This is a genomic window from Xanthomonas arboricola pv. juglandis (assembly GCF_001013475.1).
Taxonomy (GTDB): Bacteria; Pseudomonadota; Gammaproteobacteria; order Xanthomonadales; family Xanthomonadaceae; genus Xanthomonas; species Xanthomonas arboricola.
Genome location: NZ_JZEF01000001.1, coordinates 629,614 through 648,553, shown reverse-complemented (window position 1 = coordinate 648,553; position 18,940 = coordinate 629,614). Strand labels below are relative to the sequence as shown.

General features: G+C 65.5%; 10 protein-coding genes. 2 read left to right on the top strand and 8 right to left on the bottom strand.

Translation table 11 applies throughout. The features are described from left to right. Positions 1-64: 64 nt before the first annotated feature. The gene (locus tag XARJCFBP2528_RS02680) at positions 65-2,881 is read right to left on the bottom strand and encodes a TonB-dependent receptor domain-containing protein (RefSeq protein ID WP_016901986.1); all 2,817 of its coding nucleotides are present in this window, start codon (positions 2,879-2,881) and stop codon (positions 65-67) included. A gap of 412 nt (positions 2,882-3,293) precedes the next feature. Beyond that, positions 3,294-5,651 carry a glucosidase family protein gene (locus XARJCFBP2528_RS02675; protein ID WP_026064191.1) on the bottom strand — a complete coding sequence of 786 codons (2,358 nt, stop codon included), beginning with the start codon at positions 5,649-5,651 and terminating at the stop codon, positions 3,294-3,296. Between the two features lie 280 nt (positions 5,652-5,931). Between XARJCFBP2528_RS02675 and XARJCFBP2528_RS02670 the strand changes: the two genes are divergently transcribed. Next, positions 5,932-7,098 (top strand): DUF5694 domain-containing protein, encoded by a 1,167-nt coding sequence (locus XARJCFBP2528_RS02670; protein ID WP_230724081.1) that lies wholly within the window; start codon positions 5,932-5,934, stop codon positions 7,096-7,098. Positions 7,099-7,666: 568 nt separating this feature from the next. Further along, positions 7,667-8,575, top strand: a complete 909-nt coding sequence (locus tag XARJCFBP2528_RS02665) for an IS110 family transposase (protein WP_016901989.1) — start codon at positions 7,667-7,669, stop codon at positions 8,573-8,575. A gap of 381 nt (positions 8,576-8,956) precedes the next feature. Here the strand turns inward: XARJCFBP2528_RS02665 and XARJCFBP2528_RS02660 are convergent, their stop codons facing one another. The 6 genes from XARJCFBP2528_RS02660 to XARJCFBP2528_RS02635 form a co-directional block, all read right to left on the bottom strand. Then, positions 8,957-9,253 carry a flagellar basal body rod protein FlgC gene (locus tag XARJCFBP2528_RS02660; RefSeq protein WP_016901990.1) on the bottom strand — a complete coding sequence of 99 codons (297 nt, stop codon included), beginning with the start codon at positions 9,251-9,253 and terminating at the stop codon, positions 8,957-8,959. Between the two features lie 239 nt (positions 9,254-9,492). Continuing rightward, complete coding sequence (locus XARJCFBP2528_RS02655; RefSeq protein WP_026064193.1) at positions 9,493-11,130, bottom strand: DUF5597 domain-containing protein; 1,638 nt, start codon at positions 11,128-11,130, stop codon at positions 9,493-9,495. Beyond that, positions 11,130-13,478 (bottom strand): S9 family peptidase, encoded by a 2,349-nt coding sequence (locus tag XARJCFBP2528_RS02650; protein ID WP_026064194.1) that lies wholly within the window; start codon positions 13,476-13,478, stop codon positions 11,130-11,132. Before XARJCFBP2528_RS02650 ends, XARJCFBP2528_RS02655 begins: the two co-directional genes overlap by 1 nt. Continuing rightward, complete coding sequence (locus XARJCFBP2528_RS02645; RefSeq protein WP_016901993.1) at positions 13,468-15,054, bottom strand: APC family permease; 1,587 nt, start codon at positions 15,052-15,054, stop codon at positions 13,468-13,470. Before XARJCFBP2528_RS02645 ends, XARJCFBP2528_RS02650 begins: the two co-directional genes overlap by 11 nt. 155 nt (positions 15,055-15,209) lie before the next feature. Then, positions 15,210-17,081 carry a DUF885 domain-containing protein gene (locus XARJCFBP2528_RS02640; protein WP_047124283.1) on the bottom strand — a complete coding sequence of 624 codons (1,872 nt, stop codon included), beginning with the start codon at positions 17,079-17,081 and terminating at the stop codon, positions 15,210-15,212. Continuing rightward, a complete protein-coding gene (locus tag XARJCFBP2528_RS02635) occupies positions 17,078-18,895 on the bottom strand; it encodes a DUF885 domain-containing protein (RefSeq protein WP_047124282.1) in 1,818 nt (605 codons plus the stop codon). The genes XARJCFBP2528_RS02640 and XARJCFBP2528_RS02635 overlap by 4 nt, the downstream gene beginning before the upstream one ends. Between the last annotated feature and the right edge of the window lie 45 nt (positions 18,896-18,940).

Below are 18,940 nucleotides of genomic sequence, written 5' to 3'. Positions count from 1 at the left end.
ATCTGCGCAGGCGCAGGCGTTTTGAAAGCTGCAAGTCCACGCGATCAACCTCTGCACCGGCAATTCAAAACTCCACCCGCAACCTGCTCCAGAAGTAGCGGCCCAAGGTGTCGTAGGTGGTGGCATCGGTGTTGGCCGCATTGGAATAGCTGTAGAAACGCGGCGGGGCGCGGTCGGCGAGGTTGTCCACGCCGATGGCCAGCGTGCTGTGCAGGGAAGAGATCTTCCGGCTCAGCGAAGCGTTGTGGTACACCACCGAGCCGATCTGAAAGTAGCGGCAGCTGCCATCGGCGTTGGTATCGGCGCAGAAATCTTCGTACTGACTGCCGTTGACCGTGCGGCCCAGATAGCGGGTGGTCCAACTCGCATGCCACGGCCCGTTGTCCCAGGCCAGATTGACCACCGCGCGCCAGCGCGGCATGTTGCCCCAGCCGGAATTTTCGCCGACATAGTTGTGCGCATCGCCCGCGAAGCGATAGTCGGAAAAGAATGTCGCATCCAACCCTGCCGTAAAGTCGCCCCACGCGGTATCGGCCAGGATGTAGTGGATGCCGGCATCGTAGCCACGGATATCCACCTTGCCGCTGTTGTAGGAAAACGGCACCGACACACGGGTCAGCTGACCTGCCGCATCGCGCTGAATCAACGGGCAGAACGCGGCGTCGCGTCCCTCGAAGCAATCGCTGACCACTTGCTGCAGTCCGACACCGGACAGCATGTCGTCCAGTACCACGCGCCAGCTGTCCACGTTGAGCGACAGCCCGCGTACCTGATCCGGGTCGTACACGATACCGACGTTGTAGGAGCGACCACGCTCGGGTTCCAGCTGAAAACCGATATTGTTCGCCCCCGACGTCACCACGTTGAACTGCGCAGTGTTGGTGAAGCTGCCATCGTTGGGGACGTTCGCGCAGGCCGGATTGGGCGTACCGGTGAGGCCTTCGCACGTGTCCTGGAACTCGCCGGTGTTGTCGACCACCGCGGTATACGGCGAGCCGTACAGATCGCCCAGCGCAGGCGCGCGGAATACCTGCGAACCGGTTGCGCGCACCAGCAGGTTGGCGACCGGCCGCCATTCGATCCCGACCTTGCTGTTGGTGGTGGCGCCCCAGGCGTCGTATTTGGAATAGCGCGAGCCCAGATTCAAGTTCAGAGTGTTGGCGAATGGAACATCCTTCAGTAACGGCACCAGCAATTCTGCATACGCCTCGCGCACCGATTCCTCGCGCCCCTGCTTGAGGATGCAGCCGTCGTTGTAGTCGCAGTTGCCATCGGCATCGGCGGCCGCCACGTCGCTGCTGGTGCCCTGCGCGAACTTGTTGGTGCGATAGACCAGGCCGACGGCGGCCTGCACCATCCCGGCGGGCAGCGTGAACAGATCGCCATTGGCGCTGATATCGACAAAGCGCATCTGGCTCTCGTCGATCAGATCCACCGCCCGCTGCGTACCGCGCAACGCGGCGATGGTGGCGGGGTCGTTGGGGTTGAAGATATTGATCGGCGTGCAACCGGCGATCACCGCACCCGGCGCACCGCATTTGACCACCCCATCGCTGTCCAGAAACGACGCACCCACTGCATTGTTCAACGCAGAGGCGATCGAAAAACCGGTGCGCACCAGGGTGTCCTTGTAACGCGCATAACCGGCTGCGGCATCCCACTGCCAGCTGCTGCCTTCCACACGGCCACGCAAGCCGGCCACGATATTGGTCTGGAACATCGTGGCTGTGTAGACGCGCGTATTGGCTTGTGTGGAGCGCAACAGGTAGCGGTCCAATTGATCGCCGAACGGGTTGTAGTAATTGTCGGCCGCACCCTGCATCTCCATGTCGAACGCATCCAGCCGCGACGTGGTCTTGCTGCGGGTCCAGAACACGTCCATGTAGCCCTGCACGTTCGGAGTGAACTCGAAACTGCCGTGCAACGAGGCGTTGGTGCGCTCGAGCGGGGTGATCAGATACTGCGCGTCGTAGACGTTGTAGCTGTCGGTTGCGCGTTGGTAAGGACGAAACGCCTCTTCACCCACAGGACCGGGTGCAACGCCCTGCGCAGGCGTCAGCACGCGGCCATCGCTCATGAACGCGCGCGTATTGCCGCCACGGATTTCGCTGACCTGGCCATCGAGATATTCCACTGCCTTGGCGGCATAGCTGCGGTTGCGATTGAACACCGGATTCATCGAATTGCGACTGAGCCCAAGAATCACCCCGCCACGCTCCCAGGTCTTGCCCCATTCCAGCCCGAGCGTGCGGCTATTGGCATCGCCATGCGTGCTCTGTGCGTAGTCGACCGTCGCGGCGAAGCCGTCGTACCTGTCCTTGAGGATGACATTAACCACGCCACCGATGGCATCGGAGCCATACACCGACGAGGCCCCATCGGTGAGCACTTCCACACGCTCCACCATCGATGCCGGAATTGCATTGACATCCACGCCGGGCGCCGAAGCAACGCTGCTTGCAGGACCGGCCATCCGATGACCGTTGACCAGCACCAAGGTGCGTTCTGGGCCCAGATTGCGCAGCGAAACAAGCGCGCGGCCATGGCTGAAACCGGAGTTGAGCGCCGGGCCAGGCATGAAGCCGGCCATTGCCGGCAATTGCTGCAGCAACTGGCCCAATGTGCTCTTGCCGCTGTCTTCGATGCGCTGCCGGTCGACCACGATGACCGGGCTGGCCGTCTCCGCATCGACACGGCGCAAGTGGGTGCCGGTGACGTTGATCTGATCAAGCGTCTGGGTTGCATCGTCGACCTTGTCTGCACGCTGCTGCGCGGACACCGGCAGCGCGGTGATGGACAAGCCGAAGACGATTGCCTTGACCAACGTGGTGGTCCTGAAAAGACGGTACTGCGGTGCGACAGTGGAACGGCTGGGCGACATCGGGAGTCCTTGTGCTTTCACGGAGACAACGGCCCACCTGCGCGCACGGCCAAGCCGCACTACGGCAGCGCGAGGTGAGAGATCGATCACGACAGAAACAAAGGCACCGACCTGCCGCTCAAAACGGCAGGTCTCCACGCAAGACGGCGGGGCGGCTCTCCCCCTGAGAGCACGTACCCGATGACTGACGGGCCACGCGAAAAAAGCTTGCGGCAACGGCAAGACCACGTCTTGATGAATTTATCCAGACTGCATGCGGAAATTCGCGTGCTTGCCCATGTTTTTCGGCATAGCAGCTCTTGGTGCCGACTTACATGCTGACAGGGTTAATCGGCGATGCCCTGGTCTCTCACGATGCCGATGCGCACGAGAGTGACTGCACCGTATCGACAGCGCGATGCGCTGCCCGCGATCACATGTACCACGCCTGCACAGTCACCACGGCGGCGCTGCCAGACAAGGCCACGCGATCCGCATGCGGGCCTTGCAAACGTGCCGGCTTGCCGTCCACAAGCACGCGATCCAGCCGTGTGCCCTGTGGCGCGCGCAGCGTCAGCCAGGTGCGCTTGGGCGCGTGCTCCGGCAGTTGCACCTGCGCGTCGATGCGGTGCGCATCGACGTCTGCGCGCAGCGTCAGCGTGACCTTGCCCCAGCGCGTCGGCGCCGTAGTGATACCGACTGTTGCACCGCTGCCCAGCCATGCGCGCGGCAGCGCACGCGCAAGGAACAACTGCTCGCCTGCGCTGTCGTCGCTGACCAGCATCCAGCGCAGCAGCAACGGGATGGTCATCTGCGCGGGGATGCAGAACAGCGGCATGCCACCGGTGATGCCGCTGACCTCGCCGGCGGTCCAGCTGCCGCGGGTATGCACCTGGTAGCGGTGCGCGTAGACGAACAACAGATACTCTTCGATACGATCCAGCCGCAGCAGCTGTTGCGCATAGCCGTAGGAAATGAAGCCGAGCAGATCGCGGCTGCCCGGCTCCGGCGGCGCGATGTTGGCCACCACGCCGATGCTGGTGCCGCCATGGCCGCGCAGGCAATCGATCACCAGGTTGGCCAGGTCGTCGGGCAGCACATCGGCCTGCAGCAATTCCGCATACGCACGGTGCGGCCATTGCTGCTCGCTGGGCTTTTCCTGCAGCAGCGATTGGCGAAACGTCAGTGTGGTGCCCGGCAACGGGCCGATATACGGCGGCGACAGATCGCGGCGCACGTTGGCACGCAGGCTGGCCTCCAGCCGTGCGCGCAACTGCGTGGCGCGATGCTGCCATTGCGTGGCCAGACCGGCATCGCCACCGAGCGTGCTCCAGACCTGGGCGATGTCTTCCCAGCCGCGTATCGTCAGCGCGCTGTTGGCGTAATACGGTTTCCACCACAGCGACGGGTCGGGGAACAGGCAGGCATCGGATTCGTTCCAGCCGTGCAGCAGGCCATGGCCATGCGCGTTGCGCGGTAATGCCAGCGCCTGGTCGTGCAGCTCGCACAGCAGCTGGGCGGTGGCGGCGATCTTGGGCAGCAGGCGGCGCAGCCGCGCCGCATCGCCGGTATAGCGTAGATAGCGCGCCAGCAGCGACAGGGTCAGCCCGAACTGCCCGACCTCCGGCCCGCGCATGTTCGGCAGGCCATCGTCCTGCACGAAATCGTCGAAGTAGTTGTCCAGTACCGCAGCGGCCTGCGCGAAGCGGCCCCATTCCAGATTGGCGTAGAACGAGCTGGTAAAGGTGTCCTGGAAACCGTCGTACTCGTTGCCGTAGTAGTCGCGCTCCACCGCACCGTACTTCGGATAGTCCCCACCGGGGCGCACCACCAGTTCGCGCGCGAAGGCGAACTGCGCCATGTCGTTCCAGCTGGCATCGGGCAGCTGCGCCTGCACCGTGCCGTCCAGGGCCTGCTGCCAGTACGCGGCGAAGTCGATCAACGCCGCGTAGAACTGCTCAGCCGTGGCCGGCTTGCGCGACGGTGCAAACGCGGGATAGCTGTGGGTGTAATGCACGCCGACGATCTCGCCGCCGCGTACGTGCATCGTGCGATGCCAGGTCTGCACCACGAAGCGATCACTGGCACGCACATCGGCGAACACCAGCACGTCGTACCAGCTATCGACCTCGCCTTCGCGCCGCATCACCTTGCGCACCGCCGGCATCCAGCCACCCAGCAGACCTTCCTCGCGCCGTTTGATCAGCGCCTCTTCGCCCAGCTCGGCGAAGGCGTGTTCCGGCCGCGAGGTGCGGCTGCGGCCGTTGGGCAGGATCGGCATGGTGTCCAGGCCTTCGCGCGTGCCGACGAAGGTGGTCCACGGCCAGCGGCCACCATTGTCCTTGGGGTCGAGCAGCGAGGCCGGCGGCGGCGCGACATCGCGCACCTGCGCCTCGTCCGGGTCGCCATCGCGCAGCAGGCGGTCGGCGAGCAGATCTGCCTCGGCCATCGCCACCTCGGCCAGCGACATCCCGAAGTACGGCTTGCCCTCGGCCGGGTAGGCCGGCTCGGTGCGTTTGTCCAGGCGCAGCATGCCGCTATCGGTCCACAGCGTCAGCTGGCCCTGCGGGTTGTCGAGATGCTCGTAGACGGTCCAGTCCTGCTGCAGATGCCGAAAGCGGCAAAGCGTGCTGCCGACATGCGCGGCCGACGGCAGCGCCTCAAGACGTGGCAGCGCCGGTGGCGGCAACGTCGCCGGCGTGTGCGGCGTGCCCGGCAGCGCGAGCGCGGCACCCGCGCCCACCGCCGCGGTTGCCGCCATGCCCTGACGCAAAAAGCTTCTGCGGTCCATCGTCGCGCCCTCGGTTGATCTCATCCACATCGTGCGCGACGGCGCGGCTTGCGTCTTGTGGCACGTGTCTGGCACGTATGCGGAAATCCGCACACAAGCAGCTGTTGCTGCGCTGCCATCGCAGCAACGGCGCAGCGCCCAGTTGCTGCCCCCTGCCATTTAGCCACGTGACTTTCTGGCCACGCCGGCATCTGCGGTGGCAGCCACACTGGCTGCACAGACGCAGGCGACATCGTCGCCAGACCGCCACGCAACCCAAGCCCCACCCACAAGGACCGTCATGCAGCCATCCCTACCGCGCTTCGCGCACAGTGCCCGCGCCGCAGCGCGATTTCTCGATGCCGGCAGCGCGTCTGCCAGGCAGTTGAAACGCCCGGCGCATTGCTGGCTGTGGCTGGCCTTGATCGCGCCCTGCATCGCGCAGGCGCAGGTGGATCTGTCGCAACTGGATGCCGAGATGGCCGCGCCACGCACCCAGGTGCTGGTGCTCGGCAGCGTGCATCTGTCGCAGTTGCCCAAGGGCAGCGATATCGGTACAGCACGGCTGCAACCGCTGATGGACCGGCTGGCCGCGTACGCGCCGACCATCATCACCACAGAGGACCTGTCGGGCGAAACCTGCGACCTGATGCGGCGCCATCCGGCGGTGTATCTGCCCGAGGACACCACGACCTATTGCCCCGACACCAGCGAGGCGGCGCGTGCCACCGGGCTGGACGTTCCCACCGCTCTCGGCCAGGTCCGTGTAGCGCTCCGCAGCTTGCCCAGTACGCCCACACCGGCACAGCGCCGGCACCTGGCTGCGCTGTTTCTGGCCTCGGGCGAGCCACCATCTGCGCTGGTGCAGTGGCTGCAGCTTGCGCCAGCCGAACAGCGCAGCGGCGACGGCCTGGATGCGGCGCTGGTCGCGCGACTGCGCAAGATGGAGCAACGCCCGAACGAGAGTTACCAGATCGCCGCGCGACTGGCGGCACGCCTTGGCCTGCAGCGCGTCCACCCGGCCGACGATCACACCGGCGACAATGTAGACCTGGGCGACCCGGCGGCGTACGGCAAGGCGATCCAGGCCGCCTGGGGCAAGGCCGCGCCGCGGGCAAGCGCCATGCGCGAGCACGAGGACCAACTGGCAAGTCAAGGCAAGTTGCTGGAGCTCTATCGCGCGATCAACCTGCCGGCCAGCCAGCAGTTAGCCGTCGCGGTGGATTTTCGCGCCGCACTGAGCGAGGGTTCGCCGCAGCGCTACGGCTATCGCTACGTATCCGGCTGGGAAATCCGCAACCTGCGCATGGTGTCCAACGTGCGTGCCAGCTTTGCCGACCAACCCGGTGCACGTGTGCTTGCGGTGGTGGGCGCGATGCATAAGCCCTGGTTCGACAACTGGCTGGGACAGCTGCAGGGCGTGGATATCGTGGATGCGGCGCAGGTGCTGGGTGCCGACGGAAAGTGAGCGGCAGTGAGTACAACGGCTTCAGCGTGACGCTCTCAGTCAAAAGCCTGATTGGCCGAGGGCGCGGTGCCCTCGCCGCTCGTGGTCCACGCCGTAACCCCTTCCCTGGGGGCTCGGTGTCGGCATCCATGCCGCCACACGGCCCCGCAACCGGCGAGGACACCGCATCAGAGAGTTGGTCGGTGATTTGGCAAAAATCTGCTTGTTGCTCGGGGTGCATTGGAAGGCTGATCGGAGGCGACGCTATCCAAACAACACACGTCATGTTTTGCTCGCGACCTTGCACACCGACCATCTCGACTGGTCCTTGCCCGCCTACCGTCGCGGGACCTTACGCGGCATGGATGCCGCGTAAGAGCCTTATCTGTTCGGATTCTGTCAGTGTGGGTGTCGAGAGCCGACGTGGGCCACCGTGAGAGCCTAGATCATTGCCGATCGTCTTGGAGCCGGGTGCCCACGTCGGTTTCTCCCCTGTATCGCCCGAACAGTTGCCAGAGTAGCCGCTCGTAGACATAAGGCTGGGCAGGCGGGGGAGCTCTCGACCCTTCAAGCCTAACGGAGTTTGCTCATGAACGGCATCGGGATTGATGTGTGTAAGGCCATGTTGGATGTAGCCGTCCACCACGGCCCTTGCGCGCAGTTTCACAACACACCGGCAGGCCATCGCAAGCTGTTGGCCTGGCTGGCAAACCAGGAGGTCGGCCAGATTGTCCTGGAGGCCTCTGGCGGCTACGAGCATCCGGTGCTGGATGTTCTGTTTGACGCGGGTTACCGGATCGTGCGGGCCAATGCGCACCGCTGCCATGCCTTCGCCGCCGCCACCGGCCTGCCGGCAAAAACAGATCGTCTGGACGCGATGAATCTGGCTTGCATGGCCGCCACGCTGGAGTTGCTTGCCTACCAACCGATGGAACCTTGGCGGCGGCGACTGCGCGAGTTTGTGCGTGCCCGGCGGCAGCTGGTGGCGCTGGCGACAAGCGCAGACCACCAACTGGAGCAGGTGACGGACAAACCCCTGCGCCGGGTGCTGCAGGCCAACATCAACCAGATCAAGAAGACCTGCGCACGCCTGGAACAGCAGATTGCCGAACAGGTGCGCCAGCAACCACAGTTGGAGGCGCTGCGCTCGCTCAAGGGCGTCGGAGCGACCCTGCAAGCGGTGCTCGCCAGCTACCTGCCGGAGCTGGGCACCCTTGATGGGAAGGCGATTGCCAGGCTGGTCGGCGTGGCTCCCATCGCCCATGACAGCGGAAGGATGCGCGGGGTGCGCCGGATCCAAGGCGGGCGGGCCGAGGTCCGCAACGTGCTGTACATGGCGTGCCTGTCTGCGATCCAGCACGAGCAGCGGATCTGGGAGTTTTATCGGTCTCTGCGGGCACGCGGAAAGCCCGGCAAGGTCGCGGTCGTGGCAACCATGCGCAAGATGCTGGTCATCCTCAACGCCCGCGCCAGAGACGCCCAAGCCGCGCCGACCTGAATGTCCATGTGCGGGATGCGGCGATGGCTGCAGACACGCGGCCGGCATGCACGTGCCCGCTGCTGGAACGGCCAGAGCTCCCTGCACAACACAGTTGCTCCATGGACGGATTCACGGCGTGTCCCGCGATGGTGGGCGGGCAAGGGCCCGGCAGCCAGGTAACAGATCAGCCGCTCTACGCTTGCGAGCTGCCCGCACGGTCCTAACACCCGCAGACAAGACAACTGCAGTTATCGATACCGGCATAAGCAGCAGCCATCAAACCGCCGACTCAGTCACGCAGAACGTGCATCTGCCCGTCGTCTCACCAGGTGGGACTAGCGCGCCGGCCATGTACCCCAAGCACCAGATCGACAACCGGCCTCCGTCCAATCCAGGCTCTCAGGTCAGCACATCCAGCAAGCTACCCAGCATTTGGTCGGAGCGCCGTAGCGCATTGGCGTTGGCCTGGAAGTCGTTGCGTGCCGAGAGGCCTTCGACCAAATCGCTGGCCGGTGCCGATGGATCGGCGTTGGCGTCGACCACGCTGGCGGCCACGCCACCATTGACCTGCGTGCTGGCTGCAACGGCCTGACGTGGACTGCCGTCCACCGGCTGACGCGCCACATTGCTGGCGGCCACCTGCTGGCGCAGCGCGGCGACCTGCATTCCGGAACTGGCGATACTGCTGATGCTCATGATGGCTCCGGTGCAGAAACTGAGAAATAACCAATGACGTTTGTTTACCAACCAATCAGCACAACCGCTGCCGGCAATTGCGCCGTACCGCTTTCGCTCTTACGCAACCCACTTACGCCAGCCAATGCGCGTGGCGAGCATTTCTCACGCGGTGGAACCAGCTAACAGGAACCGCAACTACATGTCCCATCGATTCCGATAACGCCCACCTCACGGCTGCGCAGCCGCCTCACGCAGGCTCAATAGGTGCCTACCCGCACACGCAACACCACCGGCACTTCACCCGCCGCATCCACCCGTCCGACGTTGAGCCCGTAGTCGGTCTGGTCGCCGTTGAGCTGTCTTTCGACCTGCCAGCGCCCGTTCACGTACCGCCCCTGCTCCACCCGCAACAGTTGTCCATGACGGGTATCGGCCGCCTCGCGGAAAAATTCAATGCGCGCGGCCATGCCGGTGACCAGGAACTCCTCCGGCCCCAGCTGCGCCACCAGCAGCCGACCTGCATGGTCGTCGTTACCCGGCAGGATCGCTGGCGCATCGCCCCATAGCGGCGCCCCGAACGACACCCTGGCCTGCCAGTCGCCGAAACGCAGCGTGCGTTGCGGCGCGCCGGGCTGTTCGGCCACTGCCTGCAGCCGGCCGTCGAAGGCCGCCTGGGCGATCACGCGCTGCATCGGCGCCAGCAGCTTGAAGTTGGCCGCGTGCGCTGCAATCGCGGCGCGGTTGGCTGCGCTGTCCGGGTTGCCATCCATGCCAAACACCGAAAACCCGATCCCGCCCTGCCCCAGCACATGGAACAGGTATGGCGCCGTCGCCGCTTCGAAGCCGGTCTCCGACACCCAGGCCGGATTGTCCGGCCGCGCGTACTGGCCGATGACCTTGGTGTATTCGTTGTAGTCGCTGGTGTAGATGTCGGTGCCGATGAAGTCGATCGACGGGGTGGCCGCGCGCCATAGCGCGAACACGTTCACCGTCGCACCGCCGGACGGGTAATCCATGCCTGGGTAACGCTTGCCCTTGTAGCGCAGCCAGGTGTTGACGTAGAGCGGCAGCGGATACGCGCGCCTGCCGGCCGCGGCCACCTGTTCGATATACGCCGCCGTTGCATGCGCATTGAAGGCTTCGGCCGCCTCGGCACCGAACAGCTGTTGCCAGCTGCCCTGCGGCTTGCCCAGCGCCTGTGCGGTCGCGGCAGGCACCGGTTGCGCGAACGCCGCCTCGCCGGCCGGGCCATGGTCGCGCACCGTGCCGATCGCGCCGGGCTCGTTTTCCACCTGTACCAGGATCACCGTGTGGCGGTCGCCATCGACCTTGCGCAAGTGCTGCATCAACGCGGTGAAGGCGCGCGCATCGGCCTGCATGTTGGCGGCCACATGCGGCGACAGCACGTCCACCGGTTCGCCATTGGCATCGCGCATGCGTGGGTACGTGGTGTCGTCGCGCTTGATCCACTCCGGCACGTAATGCATCTGGCCGTTCTTCCAGCTGCCGAACCACAGCAAGGCCACGCGCAGGCCGCGCTTGCGCGCGCCGGCGATCAGTGCATCCACGTTGGTGGTATCGAAGCGCCCGGGCGCCGGCTCGAACTGCTCCCAGTACACAGGCGCTTCCACCGTGTTGGCATGCAGCGCGACCACCTCGTCCAGCGCCTTGGGCAGCACGGCCGGCCAGGCACTGGAGTTGTGCAGCTGCGCGGCCAGCACGGTGTATGGCGCGCCATCGACAAACAGCGCATGGCGGCCATTCTGGGTGACGAAGCGCGGCAGCTCTTCTGCACTGGCCAGCAGCGGCACGCTGGCGGCCAACATCGCCAGCGACCACAGCAGGGCCGCGAGGCGGCCACGCGGCTGCGGTATGTTCAGGGCAAACACATGCATCATCGCGCCTCCGACGGTAGTGAATTCCAGTGCGGCGTGGGTTCGTTGCGCAGGTGGCGCACGAAGAAGTCGTACTGGCGGCGCTGCACATAGTCGATCGGCCCGCTGGACCGGCCCACCGAATGCTCGCCACCGGGCACGTTGAGCAGGTCGAAGTCCTTGCCGCTCTTGATCAACGCATCGACCACCTGCGCGGTGGAGGCCGGATCCACGTTGCTGTCCTGCTCGCCGACGATCAGCAGCAGGTCGCCTTGCAACTTGGCTGCGTTGACAACGCCCGAAGCCTGCGCATAGCTGGCATCCACCGGCCAACCCATCCACTGCTCGTTCCAGCTGATCTTGTCCATGCGGTTGTCGTAGCAACCGGCAAACGCCACGCCCACCTTGTAGAAATCCGGATGCCGCTCGAGCGCACCCAGCGTGCTCTGCCCACCGGCCGAAGCACCATAGATGCCGACCCGGCCGATATCGTAGGACGGATCTTTTGCGGCCAACGCGCGATGCCAGGCAATGCGATCGGGAAAGCCGGAATCGCCGAGGTTTTTCCACGCTACATCGTGAAAGGCCTTGGAGCGATTGGCGGTGCCCATGCCGTCGATCATCACCACGATAAAGCCCAGATCCGCCTGCGCCTGCATGCCGATCTGCTTGTCGCCACCGGAGTGATAGCCGAACGGCCAGAATGTCTTGGGCACGAAGGAGTCGTGCGGTCCGGCGTAGATGTTCTCGATCACCGGATACCTCTTGTGCGGGTCGTAATCGCGTGGGCGCACCACCATGCCCCAGATGTCGGTGCGGCCATCGCGGCCCTTGGCCACGAAGGTCTCCGGCGCGCGCCAGCCGGCGGCCAGCAATTTGTCGATCTTGCCCTGTTCCACCTGCTGCAGCAGCCGGCCATCGATGGCGTGCAGCTCCATCACCGGCGGCAGGTCCGGTCGCGAATAGACATCGACGTAATGCCGGCCGTCGTCCGCGATCGCCACATCGTGATCGGCATCGCTGTGGGTCAGCCGGGTCAACCGGCGGCCGTCGAAATCCACGCTGTACAGCTGCCGGTAGTACGGGTCCTTGCCCGCATCCATGCCGCTGGCGGTGAACCAGATGCGCCGCTGCGCGTCGTCCACGCGCAGCACATCGCGTACGATCCACTGCCCGTGCGTGAGCTGCCGCTTGAAGCTGCCGCTGCGGCCATCGACCAGGTACAGATGCCGCCAGCCGTCGCGTTCGGAGATCCACACAATCTCGTTGCCATGCGCGTCCACATCGTGACGAAAGCTGCGGTCCGCATAGACGAAGGTGCGTGCGTGTTCGGCCACGGCCACATGTGCCCGCCCGCTGCGGGCATCCACCGCAATCACGCGCATGTGCTGAAAGCCGCGTTGCACATACTCAAAGCTCACGCTGCGCCCATCCGTCCGCCATTGCAGCGGCGACAAGGAGTACGGCGTGGCAAACAAGGCGTTGTCCACCACCCGCCGCGTGCCATCCACCGCCAGCAGCACCGGCCGTTCCACATCCACCGCATCGCCCGGCTTGGGATACAGCTGGGTGTGCACGAGCGGTTGAAGACGTCCGGCCGGCGCGGCCTCCACGCGGGTGACGCGGCGCGCAGTACCCGGCCGTACCCGATACACCGCCAACCGCTGCGAATCAGGCGACCAGGCAATGCTTTCCGGATCGAAATAATCCTCGGCGCGTCCATCGTCGGTGCGCTGCACGCTTCGGCCATCGGCCACCCGGCGCACGATCAGGTTCCAGCCATCGGCCAGCGCTTCCCATTGCCCGTCGGGCGAACGGCGTGGGGTGGTGTCGGCCGCCACATCCGGGTCGCGCACCACGCCGAAGCCGCGTGGTCGCTGCTGCGACTGCGGTTGCCGGCCGGGGGCATCGGGCGCGCATTGATACGTGGCCAAGCTGCAGCGCCAGGGTGCTTCCCCGATGGCGAACACAATCGCGCCGTCTTCGCGCGCACCTTCCTGCGAGTACGCAAACCGCTCGAACGGCAACGCCAACGCCGCATATGCGGCGCCGGTGGCGGCTTGCAGCGCCTGCGCCACGCGCGCCTGGTCGAAGGCCGGCTGCTTGTGCCCTGTCGCCACGTCCGCGCGAACGAAGGCGAAACCACCAGGCACGGTCTTGCGGTAGTAGAACGTACCGTCGTCCTTCCATTGCGCCGGCCAGGCGACGTTTTCGGTCAGCGTGCTCCAGTGCGCGCGCAGGCCGAGCGAACGCTGGTAATCGGGCACCCCGGGCTCCGCCTGCGCAGTGGCGGCGAGCAACAGCATGCAGGCGGCCATGGCGCGCGAGACCTGCACTGCCCATGCGGGACGCCGAGCGTCATTCGCCATCGTCTTCTTCCAGCGCCAGCTCGTCACTGCGCAAGCCGCTGCGCGCGCCCCAGTGATAGATGAAGAACGCGATCACCGCCACGCTCAAGGTGTCGAACGGATGCGCGATCCAGCCGTGGCCGCCGAACGTACCGGCCCAGGACACCGCCATCACCAGCACGAAGAACACGATCAGCCACAGCGATGCGCGCACCTGGCGCAGCAGGCGTGCCCTGCCCGCGCGCGAAGGCAGGCGATACAGCACGTATAGCGCGAACGCGAGCACCTGCAGGCCGAGCAACCACGACAGCGTCGGCCAGGTGGACCAGTACACGATCAAGGCCGCGACCATGAACGACAGCGGCCCCAGCACGGCAAGGCCACGGACGCGAAACGGCCGCGGCAGCTCCGGCGCGCTGCGGCGCAACGCTGCCACCGTGACCGGCGCCACCGCATAGCTCAGCACCAGCGCGGCCGACACCACGCCGATCAAGGTCTCCCACGAGGGGAACGGCAGCGTCCAGAAGATCGACAAGCCCAGGCTCAGCCACAATGCCGGACGCGGAATGCCCGACGCCGGATCCACCCGCGTCAGCACCGGCAGGAACCCGCCGCTACGCGCCCAGCCATACACCACCCGCGGGGTGGCATTCATGTAGATGTTGCCGGTGCCGCTGGGCGAGACCATCGCATCGCAGATCACCAGTGCGGCCAGCCACGCCATCCCCAACGCCAACGCGATGTCGTGGTACGGCAGCGCAAACACCTTGTCGATGCCGCTCCAGCCCGGCGCCAGTTGCGCGGCCGGGATGCTGCCCAAAAACGCCAGCTGCAGCAGCACATAGATCACCGTGGACAAGGCCACCGACAGGATCAGGGCGATCGGGATATTGCGCTGCGGGTCGCGCACCTCGCTGGCCACCGACACGATCGGCGTCAGCCCCAGGTAGGCAAAGATGATGCCGCCGGCGGAGATCGCCGCCTCCACCCCGGCCATGCCCGACGGTGCGAACCCGTGCACGCTCAGGTTGTCTGCGTTGAAGTGTTTCATCAGCAGCACGATCACCAGGATCGGCACCAGGAACTTGAAGATGCTGACGATGTTGTTGGCCAGCGCGAAGGTCTTGACGCTGAAATAGTTGAGCAGGAAGAACAGCACCAGCAAGGCCAGTTGCACCAGCCAGCCCCACACGCTGGGATGGCTGCCGCCGGGTTGGTTGAGCAGCGGAAACCACGCCGCCGCATACTGGCGCGCCGCCTCCACCTCGATCGCGATCAGGCTGGAAAACGCGATCAGGGTGATGAAGCCGGTCAACGAGCCGAGCAAGGCGCCATGCGAATATTCCGGGTAGCGCACCACGCCACCGGCACGCGGCAGCGCGGCGCCGAGTTCGCAATACACCAGGCCGAGCAGCAACACCGCAATGCCGCCGAGAATCCACGACAGGATGCCGGCCGGTCCGGCGATGGACGAGACATGGCTGGCCGAGAACAACCAGCCCGACCCGAAGATCGAGCCCAGCCCGATGAAGGTCAGGTCGGTCAGGCTCAGTCGCTTGTGGAACTTGCCTTGCGTGGTCGCACCGTGTGTGGTCATAGCTGGCCCCGGACAAATGAAAGCGCGTGCTGCGGAAGATGGCGTGGTCGTGCGTGGCGTATGGCGGTCAGTGGTTCTGCGATTGCGCGTCGGTGGTCTTGTACGACGGCAGCAACACAGGTCCGGCAAACGGATGCAGGCGCAACTGGCCGCACTCAGTCATCGGCAGCCGCCCCCGTCCCTGCATCGGCGGTATCTGCCGCGGTGCCGTCCGCATAGGGCGAGACACCCCCGTCGGCGATGAAGCGGTCGATGCGCGCTTCCAGCACCGGCAGCGGCACCGAGCCGGTCTGCAGCACCGCATCGTGGAAATGGCGCAGGTCGAATTTTTCGCCCAGGGCGGTTTCGGCCTTGCGCCGCAGTTCCAGGATCTTCAGCTCGCCCAGGTAGTAGGACAACGCCTGCCCCGGCCAGGCGATGTAGCGATCGACCTCGGTGGTGACTTCATGCTCGCTTAGGGCGGTGTTGTCGCGCAGGTAGGCCTGCGCCTGCGCGCGCGTCCAGCCCTGGTGGTGGATGCCGGTGTCGATCACCAGGCGGCAGGCGCGCCACATCTGGTAGGTCAGATAGCCGAAGCGGTCGTAGGGCGTGTCGTACATGCCCATTTCCTGGCCCAGGTACTCCGAGTACAGCGCCCAGCCTTCACCGTAGGCAGAGATGTAGGCGTAGCGGCGAAACTCCGGCAGCCCCTGCGCCTCGGCCGCCAGCGGCATCTGCAGCGCGTGGCCGGGCGAGGACTCGTGCAGCGTCAACGCGGTCAGGTTGTACAGCGGCCGCGATGGCAGGTTGTAGGTATTGACCAGGTAGATGCCGGGGCCGCCACGGCCGCCGGTGTAGAACGGCGCCAGGTCCGGCGGTACCGGCTCGATCGCGAAGCGTCGCCGCGGCAGCCGGCCGATGTAATCGCCCACCTTGGCGTCCACGCGCTTGGCGATCCAGGCGGCCTGCTTGAGCAACTGTTCCGGCGTCCTGGCATAGAACTGCGGGTCGCTGCGCAGGAACTGCAGGAAGGCCGGAAACACCGCCTGCCCGGCCGGCGCCTTGAAGCCGCTGGCGGCGATGGTCTGATCCATCTGCGTGCGCAGCTTGGCCACTTCCTGCAGACCGATCTGGTGGATCTGCTCCGGGCTCAACTCCAGCGTGGTGAACTCGCGGATCTGCGCGCGGTAATACGCCTGCCCGTCCGGCAAGGCCTCGCCGGCCAGCGTGGTGCGTGCGCGCGGCTGGTACTCGTTGCGGATGAAGTCCAGCAAGCTCGCGTAGGCCGGCAGCACCTGCGCATCGATGGTCTGCACCGCCTGCTGGCGCAATTGCGCCTGCACATCGGCAGGCAGGGTGGCCGGCATCTGCTTGAACGGTGCGTAGAACGGATTGGCCTCGCCCTTGGCCTGCACCACGTCGGCGATGGACTGGTCGCGCCCGGTCAGGGTCACCCGGGGCTGGCTGAAACCGCGCGCCAGGCCGGCACGCATATTGTCGGTGTGCTCGGCGAAATAGCGCGGGATATCGGCCAGCATCTTCAGATAGCGCTGGTAGTCCTCGCGCGTGCGCAGCTTGGCCTCGGCGCTGAAGCCCAGGTCGCTCCAGAACGCCGAGTCGCTGTTGAACGGCATTTCCCAGGCGCGGAAGTGCTGCTGGTCCAGCAGCACCAGCAGCTGCTGCCGGTACACCTGGTAGCTCACCTGATCTTCGGCCGGCAACTGCGCTGCCGAAATCGCATCCAGCTCCTTCAACGCCTGTTGCCAGTACGCGGTGCGCAGGTTTTGCGTGGCCACATCGACCTTGGGCAGATGGTCGGACTGCCTGTCCTGCGTGGCCTGGTTGTCTTCATCCACCGCGCCGGACAGCTGCGCCTGGCGCCAGCGCCATTCGCGCGTGTACAGCGCCTTGAAGCGTGCCGCTGCACTGTCCTGCGTGCTTGCTGCGGGTGCAGGTGCTGCGGCCTGTGCCTGCACGGCGGTGCCGCCCAGGCTGGCAACAATCAGCACACTCAATGCGCTCGCGCGCCAGACGCTGTGGGTGCTCATCCGCGTGCCTCCGGCGCCGCCTTGGCCTGTGCAATCCACTGGCGCACGCGCTGCTGCAACATCGCCAGCGGCATCGCGCCGCCGCCGAGCACCGCATCGTGGAAGGCGCGCACATCGAAGCGATCGCCGAGTTCTTTTTCCGCCTCGGCACGCAGCGCAAGAATCTGCAGCTGCCCCAGTTTGTAACCCAACGCCTGGCCCGGCCAGACGATATAGCGATCGGTTTCGGACTGGATGCTGGGCTCGTCATCGGACGGATGCGCGTGGAAGAAATCCACCATCTGCTGGCGGTTCCATCGCTTGTAATGCACGCCGGTGTCGAGCACCAGGCGATTGGCGCGCAACAGCTCGCCGGACAGCCGGCCGTAGTCGTTGTACGGGTCCTTGAAGAAACCGATCTCCTTGCCCAGGCGCTCGGCGTACAGCGCCCAGCCTTCGATATAGGCGTTGTAGCCGGCCTGCTGGCGGAACGGCGGCAATGGCAACGTCTGGGCGAGCGAGATCTGCAGGTGATGGCCCGGCACGCCCTCGTGATACGCGGTGGTTTCGATATTGACCAGCGTGCGGCTGGCGAAGTCGCTGGTGTTGACCTTGACGATGGCCGGCTTGGTGCCTTCCGGATTGCTCTGCCAGTATTCGGCGCCGGGCGCGCTGCGCCGGAATGCGGGCATCGCCTGCACTTCCAGCGGCGTTTTCGGCAGGTGGCCGAACAGCTTGGGCAACTCGGGTTCCATCGCGGCGATGTAATCGCGGTACTGCTGCAGGATCTGCTCGCCGGAGCTGGCGAAGTGGCGCTTGTCGGTGTCCACCGCCTTGCGGAAGCTGGCCAGGTCGGCAAAGCCCTGCGCCTTGGCGATCACCGTCATCTCGCCTTCGATGCGCGCCACTTCCTTCAGGCCGATCTGATGGATCTCCTCAGGCGCCATGTCGGTGGTGGTCTGGGTATGGATGGCGTAGCGATAGCGGCGTTCGCCATCGGGCAGCGACCATACCCCTTCCTGCGCACGCCCTTGCGCGGCGTATTCGTCGCGCACGAACGCGGCCAGCTTGGCGTAGGCCGGGCGCACCTGTTGCTCGATCGCCGCAAGCAACTGCGTGCGCAGCGCAGCGCGCTGGTCAGCCGGCACCGCGGCATCGAGTTTTTTCAGCGGCGAGGCGAACGGGCTCTGCTCGCCGGTCAGCGCGGCGATCTTGTCGATCTGCTCGGGCAGGCGCTCCAGCAGATAACGCGGCTGCACCAGCCCCTCCTTGGCGCCCTGCCGCGACACCGCGATCACCTGGTCGATCACCGTCGGAATCGTCTGCAGGCGCTTGATGTAGTCCTGATAATCCTTGGCGTTCTCGAACGGAAACGCATCGCCGTAACCGGCCAGCCCCAGTTGGATGCCGCCGATCGGCTCCAGCGGCATCGCATAGGTCTTCAGGTCGATGCCTTCCAGCTTGTCGCGCAACTGGCCAAGCATCATCTGCAGGCTGAGCTGGCGCTGTTCGTCCAGCGTCTTGCTATCGATCGCTTCGAATTGCGTGAGCAGCTCGGCAGTGGCCGTGCGCTCGGCCTGCACGGCCTGAAGCGAATAGTCGCTCCAACGATCGTTGTACCGCTTGTCGCCGATGATGCTGGCGAACTCCGGGTTGTGCTGCAACTGGTACTGCCATTGCTTGTCCAGCAGCGCATCGAAGGCCTTGGCGGCCTGTTCGCTGGTTGGCGCAGGCGGGGCCACAGCTGCCGTCTCCGCTGCCGGCGGCGCCGGCTTGCAGGCAGTGAACAAGGCGGCGGCCAGCAGGCCGATGGCGACGGGACGCAGGTGGTTCATGCAGTTACTCCAAGAGGCAATGGCGGCTGTAGGAGCGCGCCTGAG

What these genes read in the sequence shown, in the direction of transcription:
- XARJCFBP2528_RS02650 (WP_026064194.1), bottom strand. Translation starts at nt 13,478, where the DNA reads ATGGCGAATGACGCTCGGCGTCCCGCATGGGCAGTGCAGGTCTCGCGC.
- XARJCFBP2528_RS02675 (WP_026064191.1), bottom strand. Translation starts at nt 5,651, where the DNA reads ATGGACCGCAGAAGCTTTTTGCGTCAGGGCATGGCGGCAACCGCGGCG.
- XARJCFBP2528_RS02680 (WP_016901986.1), bottom strand. Translation starts at nt 2,881, where the DNA reads ATGTCGCCCAGCCGTTCCACTGTCGCACCGCAGTACCGTCTTTTCAGG.
- XARJCFBP2528_RS02655 (WP_026064193.1), bottom strand. Translation starts at nt 11,130, where the DNA reads ATGCATGTGTTTGCCCTGAACATACCGCAGCCGCGTGGCCGCCTCGCG.
- XARJCFBP2528_RS02635 (WP_047124282.1), bottom strand. Translation starts at nt 18,895, where the DNA reads ATGAACCACCTGCGTCCCGTCGCCATCGGCCTGCTGGCCGCCGCCTTG.
- XARJCFBP2528_RS02660 (WP_016901990.1), bottom strand. Translation starts at nt 9,253, where the DNA reads ATGAGCATCAGCAGTATCGCCAGTTCCGGAATGCAGGTCGCCGCGCTG.
- XARJCFBP2528_RS02640 (WP_047124283.1), bottom strand. Translation starts at nt 17,081, where the DNA reads ATGAGCACCCACAGCGTCTGGCGCGCGAGCGCATTGAGTGTGCTGATT.
- XARJCFBP2528_RS02665 (WP_016901989.1), top strand. Translation starts at nt 7,667, where the DNA reads ATGAACGGCATCGGGATTGATGTGTGTAAGGCCATGTTGGATGTAGCC.
- XARJCFBP2528_RS02670 (WP_230724081.1), top strand. Translation starts at nt 5,932, where the DNA reads ATGCAGCCATCCCTACCGCGCTTCGCGCACAGTGCCCGCGCCGCAGCG.
- XARJCFBP2528_RS02645 (WP_016901993.1), bottom strand. Translation starts at nt 15,054, where the DNA reads ATGACCACACACGGTGCGACCACGCAAGGCAAGTTCCACAAGCGACTG.